Origin of the sequence: Flavobacterium sp. CLA17, assembly GCF_013112255.2 — a bacterium.
GTDB lineage: Bacteria > Bacteroidota > Bacteroidia > Flavobacteriales > Flavobacteriaceae > Flavobacterium > Flavobacterium circumlabens.
The window spans coordinates 4,566,470-4,587,107 of the sequence record NZ_CP068294.1; the positions used below are offsets into that span (position 1 = coordinate 4,566,470).

Consider the following 20,638-nt stretch of genomic DNA (forward strand, 5'->3'; position numbering starts at 1 on the left):
CATTATGACACTCTTTAATGATACCGAATTATTTACTTCAGGTCGTAGCGGAAAAACCGTATTTGAACTGCCTGACACCGAATTGATCCTGATTGACAATTTCTTTACCAAAGAAGAATCTGATCATTATTATGAAAAACTGCTTCACCAAACCAAATGGAGAGGATACGAGATGGAAATTTTTGACAAAACCGTTACGGCTCCCAGAATGATCGCCTGGTACGAAGACAAAGATAATCCCGGAGCCGATCTGAATGGTCCCGACTGGACTTATGAACTCCTGACCATCAGAAGCCGCGTAGAAAAAGAAACACAACTGGATTTTAACAGCCTGCTGCTTAATTTATATCGAAACGGAAGCGATAGTGTGGCCTGGCATAGCGATAAAGAGCACAATTCGGGCACAAACCCCATTATAGCATCTGTTACTTTTGGAGAAACAAGAATGTTCCGACTGCGACATAAGTTCAGAAAAGACATTGGTCAGGTTGAAATTCCGCTGCATCATGGTTCTTTTTTATTGATGTCAGGAACTACAAATAGTTTCTGGCAGCATCAGGTTCCCAAAACAGCCAAAAAAGTATTGCCGAGAATCAATCTTACCTTCAGAAGGACGAACAGAAAAGCAGAATAAGGTAAAAAACACCTTTTAATTCAAATAATAAAATGAGTTTTCCGTCAGAAAAGAATCTCAAAATCAGCTTTCTAAAATAAAATACAGCCTTCTTGCACATTTTATTAGGCAGCACTTATCTTTTTTAGTATTTTTCAAACTTTTTTCCAATATATTCCACCCCAAATGGCAAAATTAAACAATGATTTAACCCGTTTTTTAGAGGCACAAAACAAACTCTATCTTACAGCTCTTACTGAACTAAAAAGAGGAAAAAAAGAAACCCACTGGATGTGGTTTATTTTCCCTCAGATAAAAGGATTAGGAAGAAGTGAAATGTCCGTATTATATTCCATCGACAATCTTCAGCAGAGTGAGGAATTTCTCTCACATCCGGTTCTTGGAAAACATCTTATTGAAGTTTCTAAAGTATTGCTGGACTTTAAAATGAAATCGGCTGAGGCTATCCTTGGCGATTTAGATGCCCGAAAACTGCATTCCTGCATGACTCTTTTTACCTTAACAAACAATACCGATCCTGTTTTTCAGGAAGTATTGGATGCTTTTTTCTCCGGTAAATTTGATATGCTTACTTTGTCTATTATCAATGAAATGATACATCCGGCTTTACAGCAAGAAGTTTAAAATATTCAAAAACAATTTATAAAAAAAAGGAAGTTACGCGCATAGTAACTTCCTTTTTTTATGCCTGCAGATTTTGCAGATTCATCAAATTTATGCTAATTATTCTGAATATTTACAGTACAAAAAACGCCTTAATACATAAGGCGTTTTTGATTTATTTTATTTCCCGGAAAGTCGCAAAGGTAAAAAACTTTGAACCTTTCTTCCTTATTCCTTAGGCTTCGTCAGATAATAAACCGGAATTCCGGCCAGCATAATTAGAACGCCCCAGCCACAAGTGGAGAATTTTGTGAATAATAACGAAATACAAATTGCAGCAGCGATTATAATGTATAACATTGGTAAATACGGGTAACCAAAAGCTTTATAAGGTCTTTCTGCATCCGGCATTTTTTTACGTAAAATAAAGATTCCGTAGATCGTCAGGATGTAAAAAATCAAAACGATGATAATAACGAAGTCTAATAAATCTCCGTATTTTCCTGTCAGGCACAAAGCCGAAGCCCATACACATTGCGCCCAAAGAGCCCATGCAGGAACACTCGATTCGTTTAAAACAGCCGCTTTTTTGAAAAACAAACCATCTTTTGCCATTGTATAATAAACTCTTGCACCAGCCATAATTAATCCGTTGTTGCAGGCAAAGGTCGAAATCATAATCATAATCGCAATAATCAATGTTCCGATATCTCCAAAAATATAATCTGAAGCTACAACAGCTACACGATCCGATTTTGCAGTTGCAATTTCGTTAAGCGGAATCACAGCCAGATACATCAAATTCGTTAGTACATAAATAACGGTTACAATAAAAGTTCCAAGAAACAAACTGAAACCGACGTTACGTTTTGGATTCTTAATTTCTCCGGCAATAAAAGTAACCCCATTCCAGGCATCACTTGAGAATAAAGACCCTACCATTGCAGCTGAAATTCCGGTGATCAAAGCAGTTCCGCTAATCGGAAGCCAGGAACCCTTTTTTGTATTGTAGGAACTTGTGCTCCAGGCATCTGCCCAGTTGGCATCCCAAACCGAAGCTTTTGCAGCAAGTGTTAATCCAAAAACGATTAAGCCTAACAATGATAAAATTTTGATAATGGTTAGAACGGTCTGCAGGATCTTTCCGTTTTTAACGCCACGGCTATTAATGTACGTTAATAAAACAATCGTAAAAATCGAGACAATCTGAGCTGCATTAAGCTTAAAAGCTCCCAATTCAAATAGTATATTTTCGTCGCTCAAAGGCTCATAAAGATAAGCTGCAAACTTCGAGAATGCCACACCAACGGCCGCAATTGTTCCGGTCTGGATTACAGCGAAGAAACTCCAGCCGTACAAAAAAGCAATTAATTTGTTATAAGCCTCTTTCAGGTACACATATTGTCCACCAGCTTTTGGAAACATGGCGCTCAATTCGCCATAACTCACCGCGGCGATAATTGTAATCAATCCTGAAATAAGCCATATTAACGTCAGCCATCCGGCAGAGCCTACCTGTCTGGCGATATCAGCACTTACGATAAAAATTCCGGAGCCGATCATCGAACCTACCACAAGCATGGTTCCGTCTAATAATCCGAGTTCTCTCTTAAAATGTTCCTGGTTGTCTTCCTGCATTATTTTGTATTTTTTGGTTGGTTAAAGATATACTTTTTTCTCAAATTCCAAATCGTGAAACTCCAAATTCCAATAGCTATAAGGTTAAATTCGAAATTCCAAACGCGATACGGATCATTGTCCTAAAAAATAATTCGTATTTTCGTTTTGCACCTTAAAGACAAAATAGCATGACCTGAGATTCGAAAAAATACAACGAATTTAAAGAAGACCGATATAAACTGTCTGAGGCCTTACAAGCTATATAGTTGACAAACCAAATCTAAAAGTTATTGACTTGGGCTGTGGTGGCAGGGAAATGACCAAAACTGATCCGTATTTTCCAGTCCTCCTCTCTATTTATGCTTTTAAAAGACTGATTATGTACGCCATTTTTTAATGGAATAAATATTCTTTATTAAAGCTATTTTTCTGTAAATTCGTACAATTCAAATAACCCACCAAAACATTATAATCAGTAAAACATGAAGAAAATAGTACTATTGTTAGTGGCTCTTTGCAACTTAACATTTGTAATGGCACAAGATATCACCGGCCAGTGGAACGGAATTTTAAAAGTACCCGGAGCGCAGCTAGCTGTTGTTTTTAACATCAGCAATAAGGATAATGTGTTTACCGCTACAATGGATAGTCCTGATCAGAAAGCATTCGGGATTCCTACTACTTCAACCAGCTTTGAAAATTCGACTCTAAAAGTTGCATTATCAAACCTTCGAATTGAATACGAAGGTATTTTAGGAAAAGACAATATTATTACAGGAACTTTTAAACAAGGAGGCCAGGCTTTTCCGCTGAATTTATCCAGAGAAAAAATTGAAAAAGAAAAACTGGTACGACCTCAGGAGCCTTTAAAACCGTTCCCTTATTATACTGAAGAGGTCAATTTTGAGAATAAAACCGCCGGAATAAGTTTAGCAGGCACTTTGACATTGCCTAAAAAAGAAGGTGTTTTTCCTGTTGTTATCTTAATCAGTGGAAGCGGTCCGCAAAATAGAGATGAAGAACTACTGGGACACAAACCTTTTCTGGTACTGTCTGATTATTTAACTAAAAATGGCATTGCCGTTTTACGCTTTGATGACAGAGGAACTGCTGCCTCAAAAGGGGATTTTAAATCGGGAACTTCTTTGGATTTTTCTACAGATGTTGAGGCCGGAGTTCAATTTTTACTTTCCAGAAAAGAAATAGACAAAAAGAAAATAGGATTAGTGGGGCATAGCGAAGGAGGATTAATTGCGCCAATTGTTGCAGGTAAGTCTAAGAATATTGCTTTTATCGTATTACTCGCCGGACCAGGAATAGAAGGAGATCAACTCCTTTTATTGCAACAGGAACTAATTGCAAAAGCAAAAGGAAGCAGTGATTCAGCTATTCAAAAAACAAAAGAAATGAATCAGAAGGCTTTTCAAATTGTAAATAAATACAAAGATCCGCAGGAATTAAAAACTCAAATAACAAAGTACATCACTGAAATATCGAAAAATGATCCGGACAAACCTGAAAATGTAACGCTGGAAGAGTATGTTAATTTACAAGTAGCTAAAATAACAAATCCATGGATGACTTATTTTTTAAGATATAATCCGGAACCGGTGTTAGAAAAAGTGAAGTGCCCTGTTTTAGCCCTAAACGGGGAGAAAGATTTACAAGTTCCTCCTAAAGAAAATCTGGAAGCAATTAAAAAAGCGTTAACAAAAGGCGGAAATAAAAATATAACCATAAAGGAGATTCCAAATTTAAATCATTTATTTCAGGAATGTAAATCGGGATCTCCTGAGGAATATTCAAAAATTGAACAAACCTTTTCTCCAATTGCAATGAACGAAATTCTGCAATGGATTAAAGTTCAAACAAAGTAACTTAAAATTAAGACAAATAAACTGCGATTTAATAACTGCAGTTTATTTGGTTCTGACTTCACTACATAATGATAACGCAACATGAACAAATAATCAACAAAATTGCACAAGATAAAATAGCTCAGCTTCCTGAAAACGAAAATAAAAAAACAATAATCTCCTTACTTTGGATTTTTAAAGTGACAGATACGGAAAGAAGAAATACAGAATGCAAAAATGGTTGTGGCCATTTTTGGCATGAATTCGAATAGATATAAAAAACAATCTCAAAAACAGATTCTATTCAAAATGGATTGTTAAACAAAAAAGATGTTTTGTTTGTTTTTTAGATTATTTAGAATTTTGCTTTGTTTCATATTATTTATTTTTTAAACTTAAAAAACAGAACACAAAACACTAATTACCAACACCTTAATAAAATTAAATAATTTAACAAGAAAAAATAGACCATTTGTAAAAACATACCTTTTTTTTGTTAAATTTGATATAAGTGTTCATAATCTTAAAAAAAGAAAGTTTTCATTAACAACTGTTCACTTTTTAGACAGTAAAAAACAGTTATCCCCAAAAGCTGATTTTTACAGAAATATACGTTACAAGTAAGCAAGCAGTCTGTCACACCTGAGAAGCCAGTACTAACCTACAAATCTGAAATTATGTCTAAGAGTCCGTTTTTTAGAAGCATACGTTTCCCCAATGTTTTCATTCTTCTGCTAATTGTATTTATTTCCTGCGCGCTGCTAATTTGTATCAATTTTTTTACCATCAAAATATTATCTGCCAACAGAGCTTATGTAAATGGAGAATCACATTATTCCAAAGGACAAAAAGATGCTTCAAGGCATCTTATTACGTATCTCTACACCCAGGAACCGGAACAATGGAAATTATATAATGAAGAATTAAAAGTTCCTCAGGGAGATGGCATTGCCCGAAAAACACTCCTCAAAGCAGGCGACAATAAAATGGCACGGAGTGGTTTTTTAACAGGCCGAAATCATCAGGATGACATTAACGATCTTGTCTGGCTATTTGTAAATTTTAAAGAGATTCCTTTTTTAGCAAAAGCCATTCATGAATGGGAACAAGGTGATAAATTAATTGATGAATTATTTATCACGGGAACACAAATCGATGCAAAAATCAAACGCAATATCTTAACAACTTCTGATCAGCAAAAATACTTACAACAAATAAGCGATATAAGCGACAAACTCACCATAAACGAACGTAACTTTTCAAATACACTTGGAGAAGGAACAAGGAAAATAAAAACACTCTTAACTATTACGAACATCTTTTTTATCCTGATTATCATCTGCAGCGTAAGTTGGTACTATTCGATAATGGTAAAAAGACTCGTTACTTCTAAAAAAGAAATCGAAGTAAAAAATGAAAATCTGTTACTGGCGAATCATGAGCTTGATCGCTTTGTTTATAGTGCATCACATGATTTGAGATCTCCGATAACTTCATTGCAGGGACTTATTGCGATCACACAATTAGAAGACAATGTGGATCAGATCAGGAACTATTTAAAGCTAATGCACCAAAGCCTTGTCAGGCAGGATCAGTTTATTAGCGACATTATTGATTATTCTAAAAACAAACGCAAACAAATAATTATTGAACCGGTAAGTCTTCGGGAGTTATTTGATGAAGCCATTTCCCAATTGATACACATTGAAAACGCCAACCGAATCGAAATTAAAAAAGAGATATTGATCGATCGTATTCAAAGCGATAATTTGCGCTTAAAAATTATCATTTCAAATTTACTTTCAAACGCAATAAAATATGCGGATAACAGTAAAGAGGAAATGTTTATCTCGATTAAAACTTATATTTCAGATGGTTTTAATCAAATTGAAATATCAGATAACGGAATTGGAATTAAAGAAGAATTCAAAGAACATATTTTTGAAATGTACTTTGGAACCAACAAAAATAAAGGCTCAGGATTAGGTCTTTATATTGTAAAAGAAGCCGTCGAAAATATAAGGGGAAATATTTACGTCTCCTCAGAAAATAGTGTAGGAAGTAAATTTATTGTAACGATACCAAACTTGTATGGAACTTAAACCAGTATTTTTATTAATCGAAGATAATCTGATCGATCAGCTTGTTATTAAGCAATTATTAACAAAGATGCTTGATGTAACAGAAACAGAAGTAAACATTACAAATAATGGCGTGGAAGCCCTGCAATGGCTTTCTACACATCAAAATCTGCAGCAGCTGATTATTTTATTAGATATTCAGATGCCTGTCATGAATGGTTTTGAATTTTTGAATGCTTACGATAAGCTAAATAATGAATTTAAAAAAGTAATTCAAATTTATGTACTTTCCTCGACTTTGGATCAGGATGAAATACAAAAAATAAATGAGAATAATTATGTTACAGGATTTTTAAACAAACCGCTCCCTATTGAAGAGTTAAAAAAAACGATTTATCTGAATACATAACGTATTAATTTATTGCAAAACACGATTTACCTGCGAAAAATTCCTTCCGTAATAAGCTTCTTTAGTCGAAGAAATCATAACTCCGCCATGAGTTGAAGAATGCACAAATTTGATTTCTCCATCGGCTACTTCTACCACCATACCAACATGGTTAATATGATGTCTCCCATTTGTTTTAAAGAAAATCAAATCTCCTTTTTGTGCTTCCTCAGCACTGACTTTCATTCCAATTCGCGATTGTTCAATAGAACTTCTTGGCAGCCTGATATCAAAATTATTAAAGGTGCAAATCATTAATCCCGAACAATCAAAACCTGCTTTAGTAGTACCCCCTGATCGATATCTTGCTCCTATATTTCCGGTTGCACTTTCAATCAGTCGATCGATTAAATCAGAACTGTTTTCTACCCTGATAACTTTAGATGAATCTTTCACAATAGTATTTTCAGCGACTAACTCAGGGTTCGATACCGGATCTTTTATTTGAGAAGTTTGACTTACAGCTTCTAAAGCATCTGCTTTTTCTTTAGAAGTGCGTATTGTAAGCACAGAACCAACCTTTAATTTTTTCTTTATGACAGGGTTTTGTTTTTCTAATTCTGCCACAGAGATTCCGAATTCCTTTGCAATGGCATATTTAGTTTCTTTCGGCTTTATCTCCCTTGATACCTCAACCTCTTCTGGTTTAGCGATATTTTCAACAGGACTTTCCAGATCTGCAACTGCATTCGATGGAATAATAATCTGCTGGCCAATTTTTAAACCTTCCGTTTCCAACAGCGGATTTGCTTTTTTTAAGTCTTCAACTGAAACATTATATTTTTTTGAAATTCCCCACAGCGTTTCTTTCGCCAGAACTTCGTGAGATCCAGGGCTTGGAGAGGGAGTCATATTCGTAATAGCAGGTGCAGATTTTGCAGTAACCGTTTTATTCTTATCCGGAATCAGTAAAACCGAATTTAATTTTAGAATTTTTGGAGCATTCGGATTTGCTTCTGCAATATCTTTTGTTTTTACACCGTATTTCTTAGCAAGCACACTTAGGTTATCTCCTTTTGATATCTTATGTCTGATATATTTATCCTGGGAAAAAACACTCAAACTAAAAAACAGTAATAGTACAGTAAATCTAAAAATCATTATTTGGGGCTTTTTTATTCTAAGTTTTGTGTTTTAGTTAGGTTAAAACACAACTCTTTTCACTCATAAAGCGAATTTAACTTTTTAAAGTAAAAAAGCCAATTTTTTAACAGCCATTTTTGCCTTAATTAACAATTTCGCAATATAAATTCCTTTATTTAATGGAAATTCACATACAAAATACTTTTACAAATTAAAAACGCCCTGTTTTCACAGAGCGTTTTTAGTATAATTGAATCTTAAAGATTATACTTTTCCGGCAGCAATTAAGTTTAATGCTGAACCTGCAACGAACCAGCCAATCTGACCTGCATTGTAAGTATGGTTAGCCAGAATGATATCTTTAGAACCATCGGCGTGAACGAACTCTAATGTTAATGGTTTTCCGGGAGCGAACTCCGTTAAATCAGTAAAATTGATGGTATCGTTCTCCTGAATTTTATCATAATCAGTTTCGTTAGCGAAAGTCAATCCTAAAAGTCCTTGTTTTTTAAGGTTTGTTTCGTGGATACGGGCAAATGATTTCACCAATACCGCTTTCACACCTAAGAAACGTGGCTCCATTGCAGCATGCTCACGAGAAGAACCTTCACCATAATTGTGATCTCCAACAACGATAGACGGAACTCCAGCCGCTTTATAAGCACGGGCTACAGCAGGAACTGCATCGTAATCTCCGGTTAACTGATTTTTAACTGAATTTGTTTTTTGGTTAAATGCATTTACAGCACCAATCAGCATATTATTAGAAATATTATCTAAATGCCCACGGAAACGCAACCATGGTCCGGCCATAGAAATATGATCCGTAGTACATTTTCCAAATGCTTTGATCAGCAATTTAGCACCTGTAATGTTTTTGCCATCCCAGGTATCAAACGGGGCTAATAATTGTAAACGCTCAGAGGTAGGACTTACAGCAACCTGAACTCCTGAACCATCTGCAGCCGGAGCCTGGAATCCCGGATCTTCAGCATCGAAACCTTTAGGAGGCAATTCGTCTCCTGTTGGAGCATCTAACATTACTTCTTCTCCATCTTCGTTGATTAAAGTATCTGTTAACGGATTGAAACCTAAATCACCTGCAATAGCCATAGCAGTTACCAATTCAGGAGAACCTACAAAAGCTAAAGTGTTTGGGTTACCATCTGCACGTTTAGAGAAGTTACGGTTGAAAGAGTGAACGATAGTATTTCTTTCTTCTTTCTCTGCTCCTTCTCTGTCCCACATACCAATACAAGGTCCGCAGGCATTCGCAAAAACGGTAGCACCAATTTTTTCGAAAGTATCAATAAAACCGTCTCTTTCAATTGTATAACGAACCACTTCAGATCCCGGGGTAATAGTGAACTGAGATTTGGTTTTTAAGTTTTTAGCACTTACCTGTCTCGCCAACGACGCTGCTCGGGCAATATCTTCATAAGAAGAGTTGGTACAAGAACCAATTAAACCAACCTGAATCTGTAATGGCCAGTTGTTTTTGATTGCTTCTTCTTTCATTTTAGAAATTGGAGTTGCTAAATCCGGCGTAAACGGACCGTTTAGGTGTGGCTCTAATTCCGTTAAGTTGATTTCGATAACCTGATCAAAATATTGTTCCGGGTTAGCGTAAACTTCCGGATCTCCAGTTAAGTAAGAAGCTACTTTGTCTGCAGCATCTGCCACATCAGCCCTGTTGGTAGAACGCAGGTAACGACTCATAGAATCATCATAACCAAAAGTTGAAGTTGTTGCTCCAATTTCAGCACCCATGTTACAAATAGTACCTTTTCCTGTACAAGACATGGAAGTGGCACCTTCACCAAAATATTCAACGATTGCACCAGTACCACCTTTTACAGTAAGGATACCGGCAACTTTAAGGATAACATCTTTAGGAGCAGTCCATCCTGATAATTTACCAGTAAGTTTTACTCCAATTAATTTAGGAAATTTAAGTTCCCAAGCCATACCAGACATAACGTCTACGGCATCAGCTCCACCAACACCAATAGCGACCATACCTAAACCACCTGCATTTACAGTGTGAGAATCGGTACCAATCATCATTCCTCCGGGGAAAGCATAATTTTCAAGTACTACCTGGTGAATAATTCCAGCTCCCGGTTTCCAGAAACCAATTCCATATTTATTTGAAACTGACGATAAGAAATCGAAAACTTCGTTACTTTGTGTTTTTGCCCTGGCCAAATCGGTTACAGCATCTACTTTTGCCTGAATCAGGTGATCACAGTGAACTGTTGTAGGAACTGCTACCTTAGCTTTACCTGCATGCATAAATTGTAATAGTGCCATTTGTGCCGTCGCATCCTGACACGCAACACGGTCCGGTGCAAAATCAACATAATCAACACCTCTTCCAAACGCCCGGGTCGGATTTCCATCCCAAAGGTGATTGTATAAAATTTTCTCCGTTAAAGTAAGTGGACGACCAACGATCTCGCGCGCTTTATCAACACGACCTGGCATGTTCTCATACACTTTTTTAATCATTTCAATATCAAAAGCCATAAGTATAATTGTTTTTGTTTTTTTTTATTTTGAACATGACAAGTTACAAATAATTGAGGAGCTATAAAAGAAAAAGCCCGAGTTTATCACTCGGGCTTTTTATATATAATGATTATAACTAATCGTATGTATTACATCACTAATTGCTTGTTAGAAGGCGCAAATTTAGTCAGACTAATACCTTCTACTGCAGTTTTATACTCATCCATCGTAGGAGTTCTTCCAAGAATTGTAGACAACACTACGACGGGAGTTGAAGAAAGCAATGATTCTCCTTTTTTACCTTCAGTATCTTCCACAACTCTTCCCTGGAAAAGACGTGTAGAAGTTGCCATTACAGTATCTCCTTTTGCTGCTTTTTCCTGATTACCCATGCATAAGTTACATCCCGGACGCTCCAGATACAACATTTTTTCGTATGCTGTACGTGCCGCACCTTTAGGAGCATTATCGTCGAATTCGAAACCTGAGTATTTCTGTAAAACTTCCCAGTCTCCTTCAGCTTTAAGTTCATCTACAATGTTATAAGTTGGCGGTGCTACTACAAGCGGCGCTTTAAATTCAACCTTACCATGTAAATCTTCTATATTTTTAAGCATTTGAGCAAGGATTTTCATATCTCCTTTGTGAACCATGCAAGAACCGATAAATCCAAGATCTACTTTTTTCACTCCCCCATAAAAAGATAAAGGTCTGATAGTATCGTGCGTATATCTTTTAGAAACATCAGCATTATTAACGTCCGGATCGGCAATCATTGGTTCTACAATCTGATCCAGATCAACCACAACTTCAGCATAATATTTAGCGTTTGCATCTGGTGTAAGTGCCGGTTTCTCAGCTGATTTAATCTCCGTAATCCTCTTATCTGCCTTATTAATCAATCCCTGAAGAACTTGTTTATGATTGTCCATTCCTTTGTCGATCATGATCTGAATTCTGCCTTTTGCAATCTCTAATGATTCAATCAAAGTATCATCCTCAGAAATACAGATAGAAGCTTTTGCTTTCATTTCTGCCGTCCAGTCTGTAAACGTAAATGCCTGATCAGCAGTAAGAGTTCCAAGATGAACTTCTATAATTCTACCCTGGAATACGTTTTCCCCACCAAACTTCTTAAGCATTTGAGATTGTGTTGCATGAACTATATCACGGAAGTCCATATAGCCTTTCATCTCTCCAACAAATGTCACTTTCACTGATTCCGGAATTGGCATTGAAGCCTCTCCTGTAGCAAGTGCAAGAGCAACTGTACCTGAGTCAGCACCAAAAGCAACACCTTTTGACATTCTTGTATGAGAGTCACCACCAATAATAATAGCCCACTCGTCTATTGTAATATCGTTTAGAACTTTATGAATTACATCGGTCATTGAATGATAAATGGCTTTTGGGTCACGAGCCGTGATTAAACCAAAATCATTCATAAATTTCATCAGTTTTGGAATATTTGCCTGCGCTTTTTTATCCCATACAGAAGCGGTGTGACAACCAGACTGATACGCACCGTCTACGATTGGCGAAATTACTGTAGCTGCCATAGATTCTAATTCCTGAGCCGTCATAAGACCAGTCGTATCTTGCGAACCCACAATATTAACTTCTACACGAACATCTGAACCTGCATGTAATACTTTACCCGGAGTTATACCAACAGCGTTTCTGTTGAAGATTTTTTCTACTGCTGTAAGACCTTGTCCTTCAATAGTGATTTCTTTTGACGGAGCAAATACAAGAGGAGCTTCAATATCTAAAATTTTCGCTGCCAATGTTTGAAGCTTTTTTCCAAATACAATTGCATAGGATCCTCCGGCTTTTATAAATTCCATTTTCTGAGGCGTGAATGCCTTAGAAATATCAATTAGCTCTTTGTCGCCGTTATAAAGTTTCTTCGTTTTTGTGTTTATGGTAAGTACAGTTCCGGTAGCGATAGAATATGCTTCTTCCAGGATAGGTTCATTATTTTCATTTCGAATAATATTACCGGCTGCATCCAATTTTTTAACCCAGTTTTTAAGATCTAAACCAATACCACCTGTAACATCAACTGTTGTCAGGAAAATTGGTGAAATACCGTTTGTCCCGGCAACGATTGGAGCAATATTAATGAACGGAACATATGGACTTGCTTGTTTACCGGTCCAAAGAGCCACGTTGTTTACACCTGACATTCTGGATGAACCTACACCCATTGTACCTTTTTCAGCAATCAACATCACACTTTTATCAGGATGTTGTGCCTGTAACATTTTAATTTCATCTTGCGCCTGAGGAGTAATCATACATTTACCATGAAGTTCACGGTCCGCTCGCGAGTGAGCCTGATTACCCGGAGAAAGCAAATCTGTAGAAATATCCCCTTCACCGGCTATATAAGTAACTACCTTAATCTCCTCAACTACTTCTGGTAATGAAGTAAAAAATTCTGCCTTTGCGTAACTTTCAAGAATCTCTCTGGCAATTACATTATCATTTTTAAAAGCTTCTTTTAAACGGTCTGTGTCTGCCTCATAAAGATAAACCTGTGTTTTAAGAACATTTGCAGCTTCTTTAGCAATAACAAAATCATCACCCAATGCTAAATCTAACAGCACTTCAATAGAAGGTCCGCCTTTCATGTGTGATAATAACTCAAAAGCAAAAGCAGGCGTGATTTCTTTTACTGCAAATTCACCAAGAATGATTTCTTTTAAAAATTTAGCTTTAATACCTGCAGCGTTAGTTGTCCCTGGTACAACATTATAAATAAAGAATTTAAGAGAATCCTCTCTGTACTCATTATTTACATCTTTAATTTGTTCAATGATGTCGCTCAATAATTCAGCACCATCAATTGGCTTTGGGTGAAGCCCTTGAATTTTTCGTTCTTCAATCTCTTGGATATAATCCTTATAAGTGTTCATAGTAGAAATCTTTTCTAATGTTAAAAAGGCAGGTTTATTTTTTTGATGCAAATTTAAAAATTAAAGACGAGAATTAAAAAGAATATAATAGAAGTCGCCTTTTCAAAAATTATTATTGTTAAAAAACGATTTTGATTGCCGGTTTTTGCCAAAATATTAATTTTGTATTAAAAAAATGATTTATTGGTAATTTAAAATATTTTCTTTAACAAAGTCGTAATTTGATGTTACGATGAATGTCGGATTTTACCTCGTTTTTAGCTAAGAACCTTTCTAAATTAGCATTTACAACGTTATAGTTGCTCCGTTTTCTCTCTTATCCCTTCTTATTTTTAGAAAAGTCTAGCATGCATTTTCAGCTTTTATAAACTTCAAAAAAAAATCAAAATTAAAACTTGCAATTCAAATTTTCTTATAACTTTGTATTTCAAAGTACTTTTAAAAAAATATAACTATGAAATACAAAATAGAACACTTAGAATATTATATTCAAAAGCCAGGTGTTACAATTAGTTTAATTGTAACACTTTTTAGTACTATCCTATTAATAGGAACTCTTGTTTGCAAAGAATTCCGAATTCAAAATTTTGAATCGGCTGCGATATTAAGTTTGCTATTTGAGGTTCTTTACGGAATTGGTCTATCTTTTATTATTCTTAGAAAAAAAGAAAAATACATTCATCTAACCCCATTCTTAATCCTGAACTGGCTTATTGGTTGTTTTTGCCTAAATATTTTTATTCCTATTTTTCACGACTTACCACTATGGGTTTATCTGACAACAGCAGCCTTTTGTCTATCTAATTTTTTTATCTATAGAAATTCAGATGAAAGCAGAAACATATCTTTTCCTTTTTTTATTAATGGTTTATCGTTTGCAATCATCTTGTACTTTGCAATATATTTAATTCCGATCATGCCATTATCTTGTTTAGGGATTTTAGCTTTAGGGTTAGGTTTTTATGGTTTGGTTCCTGCATTTGTAATTATTATTCATATAGCAACAATTATAAGATATTTCAGCAGGAATAAAAATTACTCTATTTATTTTGGTGCCGGATTTTTAGTTGTCTTATTTGGTTTAATCCTTTTTACAATTGGATTAAGCATTGAAAGCAGAAAAATAACACAATCAGCGACTATGAAATCATTCGATGAAAATGATGATTTTCCAAGTTATATTTCAATTTCACAAAACTTAAAACCGAATTTTTTTAATGAAATTTTACTAAAAAAAGACATTGTCTACATTCCGCTTCACAATATATTTTCTTTTGGAGGTTTTGATTCCTTTGGCACTAAACAATTTAACGAAAGAAAAACACATAATCCGTTTATATCAATTGCATACTTATTTTGCAAAGACCTCAATATTAGTAATGATGACAGAATTAACATTTTGAAATCAAACTTCGATAAAAGACTCGAAACTGAAGAACAGTTATGGAGTGGCGAAGATTTATTGACCAAAAGCATAAAAGAAGATGTAAAAATTTATGCCGATGCGCGATTGGCTTACACCGAAGTAACCATGAAAATTGCCTGCGCCGAAGATTCATGGAGAGATCAGGAAGCTATATATTCTTTTCAATTACCGGAAGGTTCTGTTGCAACGTCACTTTCTCTGTGGGTAAACGGAATTGAAAGAAAAGGCGTTTTGACAACTAAAGAAAAAGCTAAAGCAGCTTACAATCAAATTGTTGGTGTAGAAAGCCGGGATCCGTCGTTAATGCAATGGAAAGAAGGGAACAAAGTTGTGGTTAGAGTTTTTCCTGTAAATTTCAAGAATCCGCGAACCTTTAAATGCGGTTTTACAACTCCGTTAAAAGTTAAAAATAATGAAATGAAATACCAAAGCCTATCTATAAAAGGTCCAAACATTTCGAATGCAGAAACTATTTCAAGAATTCAGACCGTTGGAAATACAAAGGTAGAAACCAGTAAAGATTTTGAACTTAAAAATAAGTACTATATTAATGAATCAAAAGGATTAGACAATTGGGAAGCCTATTTGTCTTTAACCAAAGTACCCAGTTCATTTGCGTGGAAAAACAAAATTTATGAAGTTAAGAACATTCAGCAAACTGTAATTTCGTTTTCGCCTTCAGAGATTATATTAGATTTAAACAGTAGTTGGACCACGAAACAAATAGAATCTTTTGTAAACCTGGATAAAAAAAACTTCTTTGTTTTTATAAATAGTGAAAAGAAAGAAATCAACAAAGATAATTTTAAAGCTATTGCATTAGATTTTGAAGATTTGCATTATTCTCTATTGCCTCTTTATAAAATCTCACAGAATAGTTTAATCATTACGAAATGCGGAACTTTCTCTGCAAATTTTGAAGAACTTGAAAATTCAAATTATTTAAAAAAAATAAAAACCGGGACGAAAGAGAGACACTTAAAAGTGATTAATATTTCCTCAGATATTAATCCGTTTTGGCAGACTGTTAAAGAACAGAAATATGTAGATTATTTTCAGACAAGTCTAAATAACAGTTTAAAACTGATTAATCAAAATCATTTTGTTTTATTTAAAACAGCCGCGAATACTTTAAATATTGAACCTGCCAATATTGCTATTACAGAAAGTCCGCTAAACAATACTGCAAAAAGTACCGGCCCAGATCATATTTACAGAATGTACGCTTTTGGAAAAGTACTGGAAGAACAAGTTAAAATTGAGAATGATTCTTTGGTTCAAAATCAATATGTAGATCTAGCTAAAGATCCCAATATTGTAACACCAATATCGTCTTTGATTGTTCTTGAAACTGATGAAGACTATAAAAATAACGGAATTGAGAAAAACGTTGATACTCTCGGAAACGCTGCTGTCAAAAATGACGGTGCTGTTCCGGAGCCACATGAATGGTTGTTAATTATTCTTGGATCGACAATACTTTTCTTTTATTACAGAAAAAACAGAAAGCAAACTATTTAATGAAGCTCATATTTCAATACAAAAACACAATTGCGATCTTGATTCTAGCATTATTACTCGTCATAAACTCTAATATAGTTTTGTCTGGTCTTGATAGCAATCTTTTCGGAATTGTATTTTCAATCGTATTATTTCTAATCGGAGGTAGAAAAATTTCATTTAACCTGAACTATCCTCTTTTAGGATTCATTTTTCTATTAGAATTTATAAGTTATCGTTTACACACTAAATCTTTGCATTTTTTAGCTTTGGCTTTATTGGCTTGTTTTTTATATTATAGTTTCACTCAAAAATTCTCGTTCATTGCTTTTATCTGTATCTTTTTATTCTCATCAGTATTTAATACTTTTTTTGATTATTTAACTGTCGAAATCAAGCAAACACTTTGTTATGGTGTGTATTTAACTTTAAAAAACTTTATTCCGATTACAAAAATTGAAGGCGTAAATTTTTACATTAATAATGCAAAAATAACTATTGACACTGCCTGTATGGGACTATCGATGTTTAAAACTGGATTACTTGTTGGAGCTTTTTTATTGACTCTGGAAGAACGTAAACAATATAAATATTTCAATATCATACAAATTTTTCTATTTTGTTTTGTAATGATTTTATTAAATATTTTTTCAAACTATTTCAGAATTATAATTCTAATTTTATTTAATTGTACCGAAGAAAATACGCTACATCATAGTATTGGTTTACTTTGTTTTGCATTTTATCAAATTATACCCATGTTCTTTTTAATTCGTTTTTTTAAACCTAACTTGGAAGAAACTTCAAACCAAAATTCTAACAATCTTATTTTCCTGCCAATTACAATAGCATTCTTTATAGTATTGATTACCAGTTTAGAAATTAAGAAAGAATTAAAACATGATTTACTTGAAAACCTAAGTACAACTTATAATATCGAAAAAGGAATTTGGATTAACACCGAAGTTTTTAAAATTGCAACTCCTGAAAAGCTTATTTACATTAAAACGCCATCTCATAATCCTTTAATTTGCTGGACCGGAAATGGCTATAAAGTTATAGAATCAAAAGTGATTAAAAAGAATAGTGAAGAAATATGCTTTGTCCGAATGGAGAAAAATAACATTCAATATTATTCATATTGGTGGTACGAATGTGATCATAAAAAATACACTTCTCTCGTAGAAGTCCTTTTAATAAAGCTTTTCCAAAATAAATCTGTTCGTTTAATAAACGAAACTAGTCGTACAAAATTGATATAAAAAAGCCTGATACAAATTAGTATCAGGCTTTATATCGTTTACATCAGCTTCTGAATGATAATCTCTTCGGTAATTCCTTCAGCATCTGCTTTATAATTTTTAATAATTCTGTGACGCAGAATTCCGGTTGCGACTGCTTTTACATCTTCAATATCCGGAGAAAATTTACCATTAAAAGCGGCATGTGCTTTTGCAGCCAAAATTAAATTTTGTGATGCTCTTGGTCCTGCGCCCCAATCCAGATAATTTTTAACAAAATCTGTCGTCAAAGCATTATCCGGTCTTGTTTTACTCACCAGAGTTACGGCATATTCAATAACATTATCAGCCACAGGAATTCTGCGGATCAAATGTTGGAAATCAATAATTTCCTGGCCTGAAAATAAAGGATTTATTTCCGTTTTAACATCAGATGTGGTACGTTTTACAACCTGTACTTCTTCTTCAAAACTAGGATATTCTAATTTTATCGCAAACATAAAACGATCCAATTGCGCTTCAGGCAAAGGGTATGTTCCTTCCTGCTCAATCGGGTTTTGAGTTGCCAATACGAAATAAGGCAAATCTAACTTATGGTTTTCCCCTGCAATTGTTACAGAACGCTCCTGCATGGCCTCCAGTAAAGCTGCCTGCGTTTTAGGCGGGGTTCTGTTGATCTCATCAGCCAGAATAATATTAGAGAAAATTGGCCCTTTTATAAATTTAAACTTTCTGTTCTCATCGAGGATTTCACTTCCCAAAATATCCGAAGGCATTAAATCCGGCGTAAACTGAATTCTTTTAAAATCTAACCCTAAAGCCTGTGACAAGGTATTAATTAATAATGTTTTTGCTAATCCCGGCACACCGATTAAAAGTGCATGTCCGCCAGAAAAAATACAAATCAGAATTTGATCAATAACTTCATCCTGGCCTACAATAATTTTCGCTATTTCTGTTTTTAATTCATTTCTTTTCTGAACTAAATTATGAATTGCTGTTACATCAGACATTTAAGTATGTTTTAAAATTAAAAAGAGTTAGTTCTATGAATTCATAAAACTAACTCTTTTCTTTATTTAATAAAAATTATTTTTTCAACCAGTTATTAGCAAACGAGCAATCTCTGTATTCGCCAATAATCTTGATATAAGTATCTTTTATTTTTGTATCAAACCATTTAGCGATTGCATTGATTTGTTTTTCTTTTAATGCCAATTCTTTAATCTTGGTGTAATCTTTAGCATAGTCTGCCACATGCTCATCAATTCTGTTGGTAACCGTAATTAATTTGTATGTTTTTTTACCTTTATCATCTGTATTTAAAAGGGGCTGAGAAACTTCGTCATCTTTTAAGTTAGAAACCTGACTGTATAAAGTAGGATCCATTTTAGTCAATTCAAAACGAGTGTCCTGAGTATTAGGATTTACTAAAGTTCCTCCATTAGCTCTGGTTTCTTTTTCATCAGATTCAGTTCTGGCAGCATCAGCAAATGAAATTTCCTTGCTTACAATTTTATTTCTGATATTGATAATTCTTTCTTTTGCTTCTTTCAAAGCATCTTCAGAAACAGTTGGCGAAATTAAAATATGTCTTAATTCTACTTCCTGACCTTTAATTTTATCTACCATTATAATATGATAACCGAAAGTAGTTTCAAATGGCTCAGAGATTTCTCCCTCTTGCAAACTGAAAGCAACATCTTTAAATTCTTTTACAAAAGGCGTTTTTCGGGTCATTTTATAAAAACCACCATTTGGTGCAGACCCCGGATCCAGTGAATACAAAACGGCTTTGGTAGCAAAACTTGAACCTTCCAGAACATCTTTTCTGATCGCATTTAATCTGTCAATTACTTTCTGTTTATCTTCTTTTGATACTTTAGGCTCTATAACAATTTGTGCCACTTCCATCTCAGCTCCAAAAGTTGGTAATTCCTCTTTCGGTATTTTCTTGAAAAAATTACGAACTTCTTCTGGTGTAATCTCCACATCTTTAACAATTTTATCTCTCATTTCTGAGGCTAATTTTTGTTCTTTTAAGATGTCTGAAAAATAAGTTTTAAATTCTTCAACTGAATTTTTCTTGTAATAAGCCACTACTTTATTAATATCACCTACTTGTTGAAGCATATAATTCAAACGATCGTCCATCATGCTTCTTACTTCAGCATCACTAACAATGATACTATCCTGAATAGCCTGGTGTGCATATAGTTTGTCTTCCAAAAGTTTACCCAGCATCTGACATCTAGTAATATCTTTTACAGAACCTCCCTGAGCAGTAATTTCTAAAAATCCTTTGTCAATATCTGAATCCAAAACAATATAATCTCCAACAGTAGCAATAATTCCATCCACTTTTTGTCTTTGTCCCGAGTGTACTGCTTCAACTGGTTTTTCAGCCACAACATCTTTAATTATTTCCTGTGCAGAAATGACAGAGTTGAAAAAAAGTAAAAAACACATTGTTAACCCAAATCTGTAATCAATTGTTTTTAGCTGTAATTTTTTTAATAACATTATTTTAATTTTAATTTTAATGTAAAGATCTTGCTTTAAAATTTCATTTTCTTCAACCAAATAGTAATTCAGCATACTACTGAATCTTCAGGAAATACCAATTAATTAAAACCTGGTTTCTTCTAACTTATAACGAACAAAAATAACAATTCAATTACATAATACAACTATCAGCTATACTATTAACAAAA

14 protein-coding genes are annotated in these 20,638 nt (G+C 34.3%); 8 read left to right on the forward strand and 6 right to left on the reverse strand.

Annotated features, from left to right (window positions below; translation table 11 throughout):
* Nucleotides 1–4: 4 nt before the first annotated feature.
* Nucleotides 5–634 carry an alpha-ketoglutarate-dependent dioxygenase AlkB gene (locus HAV12_RS18745; protein WP_171570987.1) on the forward strand — a complete coding sequence of 210 codons (630 nt, stop codon included), beginning with the start codon at nt 5–7 and terminating at the stop codon, nt 632–634.
* 165 nt (nt 635–799) lie between these two features.
* The gene (locus tag HAV12_RS18750) at nt 800–1,258 is read left to right on the forward strand and encodes a DUF1810 domain-containing protein (protein WP_171570988.1); all 459 of its coding nucleotides are present in this window, start codon (nt 800–802) and stop codon (nt 1,256–1,258) included.
* A gap of 207 nt (nt 1,259–1,465) precedes the next feature.
* On the opposite strand, the gene HAV12_RS18755 is transcribed toward HAV12_RS18750, so the two are convergent.
* Nucleotides 1,466–2,875 carry an APC family permease gene (locus tag HAV12_RS18755; protein ID WP_171570989.1) on the reverse strand — a complete coding sequence of 470 codons (1,410 nt, stop codon included), beginning with the start codon at nt 2,873–2,875 and terminating at the stop codon, nt 1,466–1,468.
* 464 nt (nt 2,876–3,339) lie between these two features.
* On the opposite strand from HAV12_RS18755, the gene HAV12_RS18760 reads away from it, so the two are divergent.
* The 4 genes from HAV12_RS18760 (at nt 3,340) to HAV12_RS18770 (ending at nt 7,203) form a co-directional block, all read left to right on the forward strand.
* Complete coding sequence (locus tag HAV12_RS18760; protein WP_171570990.1) at nt 3,340–4,734, forward strand: S9 family peptidase; 1,395 nt, start codon at nt 3,340–3,342, stop codon at nt 4,732–4,734.
* A 68-nt stretch (nt 4,735–4,802) separates the two neighbouring features.
* A complete protein-coding gene (locus HAV12_RS23100) occupies nt 4,803–4,985 on the forward strand; it encodes a DUF5958 family protein (RefSeq protein ID WP_171570991.1) in 183 nt (60 codons plus the stop codon).
* A 405-nt stretch (nt 4,986–5,390) separates the two neighbouring features.
* Nucleotides 5,391–6,815 carry a HAMP domain-containing sensor histidine kinase gene (locus HAV12_RS18765; RefSeq protein ID WP_171570992.1) on the forward strand — a complete coding sequence of 475 codons (1,425 nt, stop codon included), beginning with the start codon at nt 5,391–5,393 and terminating at the stop codon, nt 6,813–6,815.
* Nucleotides 6,805–7,203: a response regulator gene (locus HAV12_RS18770; RefSeq protein ID WP_132038202.1), complete on the forward strand. Its 399-nt coding sequence runs from the start codon at nt 6,805–6,807 to the stop codon at nt 7,201–7,203. The genes HAV12_RS18765 and HAV12_RS18770 overlap by 11 nt, the downstream gene beginning before the upstream one ends.
* Before the next feature lie 9 nt (nt 7,204–7,212).
* On the opposite strand, the gene HAV12_RS18775 is transcribed toward HAV12_RS18770, so the two are convergent.
* The 3 genes from HAV12_RS18775 to HAV12_RS18785 all read right to left on the reverse strand — a co-directional run bounded on the left by HAV12_RS18775 (nt 7,213) and on the right by HAV12_RS18785 (nt 13,757).
* A complete protein-coding gene (locus tag HAV12_RS18775) occupies nt 7,213–8,343 on the reverse strand; it encodes a peptidoglycan endopeptidase (protein ID WP_171570993.1) in 1,131 nt (376 codons plus the stop codon).
* Nucleotides 8,344–8,589: 246 nt separating this feature from the next.
* The gene (locus tag HAV12_RS18780) at nt 8,590–10,854 is read right to left on the reverse strand and encodes an aconitate hydratase (RefSeq protein WP_171570994.1); all 2,265 of its coding nucleotides are present in this window, start codon (nt 10,852–10,854) and stop codon (nt 8,590–8,592) included.
* A 131-nt stretch (nt 10,855–10,985) separates the two neighbouring features.
* A complete protein-coding gene (locus HAV12_RS18785; RefSeq protein WP_171571723.1) occupies nt 10,986–13,757 on the reverse strand; it encodes a bifunctional aconitate hydratase 2/2-methylisocitrate dehydratase in 2,772 nt (923 codons plus the stop codon).
* 454 nt (nt 13,758–14,211) lie between these two features.
* Between HAV12_RS18785 and HAV12_RS18790 the strand changes: the two genes are divergently transcribed.
* Both HAV12_RS18790 and xrtN read left to right on the forward strand, forming a co-directional pair.
* A complete protein-coding gene (locus tag HAV12_RS18790) occupies nt 14,212–16,704 on the forward strand; it encodes an XrtN system VIT domain-containing protein (protein WP_171570995.1) in 2,493 nt (830 codons plus the stop codon).
* A gap of 38 nt (nt 16,705–16,742) precedes the next feature.
* Nucleotides 16,743–17,945 carry an exosortase N gene (gene xrtN / locus HAV12_RS18795; protein WP_205423334.1) on the forward strand — a complete coding sequence of 401 codons (1,203 nt, stop codon included), beginning with the start codon at nt 16,743–16,745 and terminating at the stop codon, nt 17,943–17,945.
* Nucleotides 17,946–17,983: 38 nt separating this feature from the next.
* Here xrtN and HAV12_RS18800 read toward each other — a convergent pair whose 3' ends face one another.
* Both HAV12_RS18800 and HAV12_RS18805 read right to left on the reverse strand, forming a co-directional pair.
* Nucleotides 17,984–18,937 carry a MoxR family ATPase gene (locus HAV12_RS18800; protein ID WP_132038195.1) on the reverse strand — a complete coding sequence of 318 codons (954 nt, stop codon included), beginning with the start codon at nt 18,935–18,937 and terminating at the stop codon, nt 17,984–17,986.
* 76 nt (nt 18,938–19,013) lie between these two features.
* On the reverse strand, nt 19,014–20,447 hold the full coding sequence (locus HAV12_RS18805; RefSeq protein ID WP_171571724.1) for a peptidylprolyl isomerase: 1,434 nt from the start codon (nt 20,445–20,447) through the stop codon (nt 19,014–19,016).
* Nucleotides 20,448–20,638: the final 191 nt, after the last annotated feature.